The sequence below is a fragment of the Acinetobacter sp. YH12205 genome, assembly GCF_013418125.1.
In the GTDB taxonomy this organism is placed as follows: domain Bacteria; phylum Pseudomonadota; class Gammaproteobacteria; order Pseudomonadales; family Moraxellaceae; genus Acinetobacter; species Acinetobacter towneri.
In genome coordinates this window covers 438,593-446,176 of record NZ_VPCQ01000002.1, presented here as the reverse complement: position 1 = coordinate 446,176, position 7,584 = coordinate 438,593, and the positions used below count along the sequence as shown (strand labels likewise).

Here is a 7,584-nt window from a genome sequence, read left to right as displayed (position 1 = left end):
GCTTGGCCAGAAAAATGAGTCGTTCTCGCTGTTCTAAACTAAGTGGTACAGAAACAATTCGAGGCATGTGTGAACATCTGTTAACTAAAAAAACTTTTTCGCATGATTAGTTATTTTTGTCAACTTAACACAGGTATTACCACCTATATTTGGTTGTTATCTAATAGCAAGCCTGAATCACGTAAAGGCAAAGTACAACTAATTGATGCAAGTTTACTTTACCGTAAGTTGCGTAAAAACTTAGGACAAAAGAACTGTGAGTTTGCGCCTGAGCATCTTGAAGAAATTTTAAATGTGTACCTGAATGGGCAAGATGTTGAACGTGGGCTTGATGCCAACAATGACCCGATTGGTTTAGCCTCTAAAGTGTTTAATAACAGTGATTTTGGTTATTACAAAGTCAATATTGAACGTCCTGATCGTCGTAAAGCACAGTTTAGTTTGGAGCGTTTACAGCCATTACGTTTTGATAAGTCATTGCTTGAGCCAATGGAATATATGTTTGCTGAATATGGTGATGCGATTTACCAAGCAGGCAAGCTCAAAGAAGTGGAAAAAGACGTTTTAGATTGGTGTGAGAAGCAAGAGATTAGCTTAAATACCAAGGCAAAAGCTAAGCTGTTTGATATTAAGCATTGGACAGCACTCAAGACTTTGTTTGAATCTGCTCAAGCGATTATGGAACAAGTAGGTGAAGTGGAATCAAGCGACTTTAATGTGTTTAAAGACAATGTGGATAAAGCGATTAAAGCCCTTGATTTAAAGCTGTCTGCATCTGAGAAGAACGCTATTTTAAATGCTGTGAGCTGGTATGACGAAACGGCTGAGAAAGTGCTGAAAAAAGTGGTGAAACTCAATGGCGATAAGTTAGCGGAGCTACTTGAACATTTAGGCTGTGAAGAGTCTGATTTAGCCGACTTTGGTTATTTTGCAACAGGCAAAAAAGGTGAGTACATCACCTATGAAACTAATGCTGATATTCGTGACAGTGAGTCTGTGCCGTTAAATCAGCGTATTCACCAATACTTTTTAGATGAAGTAAAACCGCATGTGGATGAAGCATGGATTAATTTGGATTCTGTAAAAATTGGTTATGAGATCAGTTTCAATAAGTATTTCTACCAACATAAGCCGTTACGTTCGCTTGAAGCGGTGGCTCAGGATATTTTAAGTCTTGAGAAGCAAGCGGATGGTTTAATTGCACAGATTTTGGGTCTTTAAGGAGAGGCTGAATGTTTAATAAATATGATGCTTATAAAGATTCTTGTGAAGGTTGGATTGGCTTAATACCTAATCACTGGGAAGTTGTTAAGTTAAAGCATTTATTCACTGAGAAAAAGCATAAAAAAAATATGTCATTGAGTTCAGGTTCAATCAGCTTTGGAGATGTTGTTTATAAAGATGACGAAAAAATTACAGAAGCTACAAAAGCTTCTTATCAAGAGGTTTTGAAAGGGGAGTTTTTATTAAATCCTCTAAACTTAAATTACGATTTAATTAGTTTACGGATAGCTTTATCAAAAATTAATGTAGTGGTGAGCGCAGGCTACATAGTTCTTTTAGCAAATAATCTTGTCTATAAGGAATATTTTAAATATTTACTGCATCGTTATGATGTCGCATATATGAAATTATTAGGGTCAGGTGTCCGTCAGACTATTAGTTTTAATCATATAGCTAATAGTCTATTACCTTACCCAAGCATGCTTGAGCAGAAAAATATAGCAGAATTTCTAGATCAAAAAACATCTGAAATTGACCAAGCCATAGCCATTAAAGAACAGCAAATTGCTTTACTGAATGAACGTAAGCAAATTGTGATTCAAAAAGCAGTGACGCAAGGTTTAAATCCAAATGTACCAATGAAAGATTCGGGTGTGGAATGGATTGGTCAAATTCCTCAGCATTGGATTGTCAAAAAACTTAAGTATGTTTTAAAAGAAAGATCAGAGCGTTCAAAAGATGGTTTAGAACCTTTATTAATGATGAGCCAAGTACATGGGCTAGTCGTTAGATCTGAATATAGCGAAAAAACTGAAGTAGCAGCTACTACGGTTGGTAATAAGCTTGTTTATAAAAATGACCTTGTTTTTAATAAACTTAAAGCTCATTTAGGTGTCTTTTTTTCTAGTGTTCATGATTTTGCAGGGTGTGTAAGTCCCGACTATGCTGTTTACGACTGTGTAAATTATATTGAAAATACTAAATTCTTAGAATTGTTGTTTAGAAATCCTTTGTATATCAAACAGTTTATTTTGAGATCAAGTGGTATTGTAGAAGGTCTAATTCGCCTTTATACGACGGAACTTTTCGATTTAAAAATTGGTATACCTCCTAAAGACGAACAAATGGCTATTCTAAAACATATTGAAGAACAATCTTTTAGGTTTGATGAAGCTGTGAAAAATTACTCTGAGCAAATCGAAAAGCTAAAAGAATATAAAACCACGCTCATTAATGATGCGGTGACAGGCAAAATTAAAGTGGCTTAATTATTTATCTAGCTTTTAAAAAATATAAATTACCAATGCATGCAAGAGGGGTAACTGTGAACAAAAATTTAAACGAATTGGCTTTAGAAAAAAATATCGAACGTGCATTGGTCGGTATCTGTAAAGAAGACCTTGCTCAAGGCATCGCTCAAGCCCATACGGGTTTGGGCTATGTCATCGGGCAAGTGTCTGACTTTAATACAGACTATGCCATTGATGAAAAACTATTTTTTCAATTTTTAGAAAGCACTCAAAAAGATAGCTTAGATGCCTACAAAGCCTATAACAAAAACGACTGGAAACAAAAAATTCTAGGGCGTTTTGACAAGCTGATTAAAAAACATGGCATTGCCTATATGCTTAAAAAAGGGATGGCACTCGATGAGCAACATTTTCATTTTATGTATCCATGCCCATTGGCAAGCAGTAGCCAATCGGTTAAACAAAATTTCGCGTCTAATATCTTTAGCGTGACACGACAAGTACAGTATTCACTGAAAAACCGTCGTGAAGAAATTGATATGGTCATCTTCCTGAATGGTTTGCCATTGGTGACGATGGAACTTAAAAACGCATGGACAAATCAAACAGCACGTTATCACGGTCAAAAACAATATCGTGAAGATCGTGATCCAACACAGCCATTGCTTACACCTGCACGTTGCTTGGTGCATTTTGCTGTCGATACCGATGAAGTCTATATGACCACCAAACTAGAAGGTAAAAAGACTTACTTTTTGCCATTTAACAAAGGTACAGCTTCAGGTGGACAAGGTAATCCTGTTAATCCAAACGGTTATAAAACAGCATACCTGTGGGAAGAAATCTTTGCCAAAGAAAGCTTGGTCAATATTGTTCAACACTTTGTCCGTTTAGACGGTAAAGATTCAGATCAACTCAGCAAACGCACCTTATTTTTCCCACGTTATCATCAGCTTGATGTGGTACGTAAAATCATTCGTGATGTGTCACAGCATGGCGTAGGCAAGCCGTATTTGATTCAACACTCCGCAGGTTCGGGAAAATCAAACTCAATTACTTGGGCAGCTTTTCAGCTCATTGAAGCCTATCCAAATAATGCACTTGCAGCAGGCAAACGAGCGTTACATCAACCGTTGTTTGATTCGGTAATTGTGGTGACAGACCGTAAAATTTTGGATAAACAACTGCGGGATAATATTAAAGATTTTTCGGAAATCAAAAACATTATTGCCCCTGCAATGAACAGTGCTGAATTAAAAAGTGCTTTAGAAACAGGTAAAAAGATTATTATTACCACCATTCAAAAGTTCCGCATCATTTGGGATAGTGTGACTGATTTAAGTGATAAAAACTTTGCCATCATTATTGATGAAGCACATAGTTCACAATCAGGCGAAGCACATAACAGCATGAACCGAGCGATGGGCAATGAAGCGTTAAAAACTGCTGATGATGTTCAGGACATGCTTGTGGCAATGATGACCACACGTAAAAAGCGTGAAAATGTATCGTACTTTGCTTTTACTGCAACGCCTAAAAACACCACTTTAGAAAAGTTTGGTCAACTAGATGTTGCGACAGGCAAATATGTACCATTTCATCTATACAGTATGAAACAAGCCATTGAAGAAGGCTTTATTTTAGATGTGTTGGCAAACTATACGACATATAAGAGCTTTTATGAGATTCAAAAGTCGATTGAAGACAATCCAATGTTTGAATCGAAAAAAGCACAACGTATTTTAAGAGCCTATGTGGAAGCATCACAACAATCCATTGATGCCAAAGCCAGCATTATGCTTGAGCACTTCATTGATAACGTGGTCAATAAGAAAAAGCTCAAAGGCGTCGCAAAGGGCATGGTGGTGACACAAAGCATTGAAGCTGCAATCCGCTATTACTTATCACTCAAAAAATTGCTAGATCAAAAAAATAACCCATTTAATATCATGATTGCGTTCTCAGGTGAGAAAGAAGTTGATGGTACAACCTATACTGAAGAATCACTGAATGGATTTAATGATGCTAAAACAAAAGAAAAGTTTGATTTAGATGAAAACCGTATTTTGGTGGTGGCAAACAAATATCTCACAGGTTTCGATCAACCGAAACTGACCACGATGTATATCGATAAAAAATTGACAGGCGTACTATGTGTGCAGGCATTGTCACGTTTAAACCGTGCTGCGCCAAAATATAATAAACGCACGGAAGACTTATTTATCTTAGATTTCTACAATGAGATTGATGACATAAAAAAAGCATTTGATGATTTTTATACTTCGACCTCGTTATCTGAAGCGACTAATGTCAACGTGCTCAATGATATTAAAACGGCCTTAGATGACACAGGCATTTATGAATTACATGAGGTGGTGAAGTTTAATGAACTGTTCTTTAGTAATGCTTCTGGCAGTGACCTAAGCCCTATCATTGATACAGTGGCAGCCCGTTTTGATGACGAAAGAAAAGGATCATGGGAACATGAGCAACGTGTCGATTTTAAGGTGAAGGCAAAACAGTTTGTTAAAATTTATGCCCAAGTCTCTTCGATCATGCAGTTCAATAAAAAGGAATGGGAACAACTGTATTGGTTCTTAAAGTTCCTTATTCCAAAATTGAATGTACAAGATGGACGCTTAAATGGTATTGATGATCTGTTGGAATCAGTTGATTTAAGCACTTATGCTTTAAAGCGTGAGCATATCAACAAAACCATTACGCTTGATGCAGAGGAAACAGTTGTAGCGCCAACAAACGCCAATCCTCGTAATCCAAGCGAAGAAAATGATGATGAGACTTTAGATACGATTATTTCGAAGTTTAATGAAAAGTGGTTTCAGGATTGGAGTGCGACACCACAAGATCAACGGGTGATTATCATTGATTTGGTGAAACGTATTCAGCAGCATCAAAACTTTATGAAAAAGTATAAGCAGACACAAGATCCACAAAACAGAGCACTCGTGTTTAAAAAGATGCTCGATGAAATTATGGTGGTACAGCGTAAAAACATGGTGGATTTATATAATCTTTACCGTAAGGACTCAGCATTCCAAGATACGTTTAGCCAAACCTTGGAAAACTTGGTTGATATGGAAGAAGTTTGATTTTCTAAATTTGGTCATTGGGTATCAGTACCCAATGACCTTTTATTTTGTATGTTTTAGATATTTTGAGGGGCGTCTTAATGGCGAAATATTCAGTACATCAGCATCCAATTGATACATTACTCTCTTGGATAAAATCAGGTGAAATCGCAATTCCTGAAATCCAGCGACCTTTCGTTTGGTCGAGTAGTAAAGTGCGGGATCTAATGGATTCGCTATATAAAGGTTATCCTGTCGGCTATATCATCACATGGCGTAACCCGGATATTCGTCTTAAAGATGGAACCTTATCCGCAGGAAAAAAGGTACTTATTGATGGACAGCAACGTATTACTGCATTGACTGCTGCTGTTGTTGGGCAGTTGGTGTTAGATAAGGACTATAAAGAAACTAATATTCGAATAGCGTATAACCCAACTGCTAAAGATGATGAGCCCTTATTTGAAGTATGTAACACAGCTATCGAGCGTAATCCAATCTGGGTCAATAATATCGCCCCAATTTTAAATGGGGATATTTCAATATCTCAGGCTAGACGTGCATATATGGGATTGAATCCAGATGCAAATGAAGATTTCATTGAAGATAAGCTTGAGCAGTTAAAAGCAATCAAAAATCGTCAGATTGGTATCATTGAACTAGATTCATCTCTGGATATCGACACGGTTACTGAAATTTTTATACGAATCAATCAAAAGGGTGTAGTACTCAGTAATGCAGACTTTGTTATGTCAAAGATTGCATCAGATGAGCAATTTGGTGGAAATCGATTACGTAAAATGATTGATTACTTTTGCCATCTTTTGAAAGATGGTAGTTTTAATAAAATCATTAAACAAAATGATAAAAATTTTGCAGATACGGAGGACTATAAAAAAATTAGTTGGATAGCTGATATCAAAGATGATTTGTATCAACCTAACTATATAGATGTTTTACGTGTGGCATACACGTGCCAATTTAATCGTGGAAAATTTAGTGATCTTGTGGCGTTACTTTCTGGCCGCGATTTTGAAAATAGACGTAATATACAAAGTATTGCTGAAGAAAGTTATCACAAGTTACGTCAAGGTTTAGAAGACTTCTTCAACCAGACAAATTACCAACGTTTTCTAACGATCATCCAATCAGCGGGATTTATTGACAAAAAACTTATTAGCTCAAAGACTAGCTTGAATTTTGCTTATGCGCTTTATTTGCAGCTTAGAGCATCAAAAATGCCTGAGCCACAAATTCAAAATCTTGTAAAACGCTGGTATGTGGTTTCGTTACTGACAGGGCGTTATTCTGGATCTTCAGAATCAGCGATTGAGCGTGATAGTAAACAAATCTTAGAAAAAGGTATTGAAGGATACTTAGCTCAAATCGAGCAAGCAGATTTAGATGATGGGTTCTGGAATTACCGTTTGGTAAATGAGCTGGATTCTTCAAGTACTGTTAATAATGCATACTTGTGTTATCTAGCAGCACAATGCAAATCAAATGAGCAATCCTTCCTGTCTGGTAGTTTAACTGTACGAAGCTTAATAGAGCAAAGAGGGGATGTACATCACGTTTTTCCAAAAGACTATTTAGCTAAAAATGGGTTTAAGAAAAGTGAATATAATCAAGTAGCTAATTATGTTTATACAGAGCAAGCAATCAATATTAAACTAGGAAACGCTTCTCCAAAAGTGTATATGGAAAAAATCCAAAATGATATTAAGTTGGATAAGAATGAAATAACTTCTCTGAAAAGTATTGAAGGTTTAGACCTGAATTTACAGACTCATTGCATACCAAGTAATTTAAACCAGTTAGATGCTGATCAATATACTGAATTTTTGAATGAGCGTCGTAAGCTCATGGCACAAAAAATTAAGGAATTCTATAAAGGTCTATAATTCTTATAGATGGTTACAGGCTGTGCTTCATGCACAGCCTATTCTCTTTCTGAGGTTGATGGGTAAATATGGGTAATAGATAGTGGGTAATATTGTTTTAACTTCATGTTTAAATTA

The 7,584-nt window shown here is 36.3% G+C and carries 4 protein-coding genes and 1 pseudogene; 4 read left to right on the top strand and 1 reads right to left on the bottom strand.

Annotated features, from left to right (window positions below; translation table 11 throughout):
• A pseudogene (locus FTU92_RS14160) lies at positions 1 to 67 on the bottom strand (helix-turn-helix domain-containing protein); the annotation flags it as partial.
• A gap of 35 nt (positions 68 to 102) precedes the next feature.
• On the opposite strand from FTU92_RS14160, the gene FTU92_RS04430 reads away from it, so the two are divergent.
• The 4 genes from FTU92_RS04430 to FTU92_RS04415 all read left to right on the top strand — a co-directional run bounded on the left by FTU92_RS04430 (position 103) and on the right by FTU92_RS04415 (position 7,467).
• A complete protein-coding gene (locus FTU92_RS04430; RefSeq protein WP_257218746.1) occupies positions 103 to 1,221 on the top strand; it encodes a hypothetical protein in 1,119 nt (372 codons plus the stop codon).
• Between the two features lie 11 nt (positions 1,222 to 1,232).
• Complete coding sequence (locus FTU92_RS04425; protein ID WP_179990651.1) at positions 1,233 to 2,492, top strand: restriction endonuclease subunit S; 1,260 nt, start codon at positions 1,233 to 1,235, stop codon at positions 2,490 to 2,492.
• 56 nt (positions 2,493 to 2,548) lie between these two features.
• A complete protein-coding gene (locus FTU92_RS04420; RefSeq protein ID WP_373685402.1) occupies positions 2,549 to 5,584 on the top strand; it encodes a type I restriction endonuclease subunit R in 3,036 nt (1,011 codons plus the stop codon).
• An 80-nt stretch (positions 5,585 to 5,664) separates the two neighbouring features.
• Positions 5,665 to 7,467 carry a DUF262 domain-containing protein gene (locus tag FTU92_RS04415; protein WP_016659432.1) on the top strand — a complete coding sequence of 601 codons (1,803 nt, stop codon included), beginning with the start codon at positions 5,665 to 5,667 and terminating at the stop codon, positions 7,465 to 7,467.
• Positions 7,468 to 7,584 lie beyond the last annotated feature (117 nt).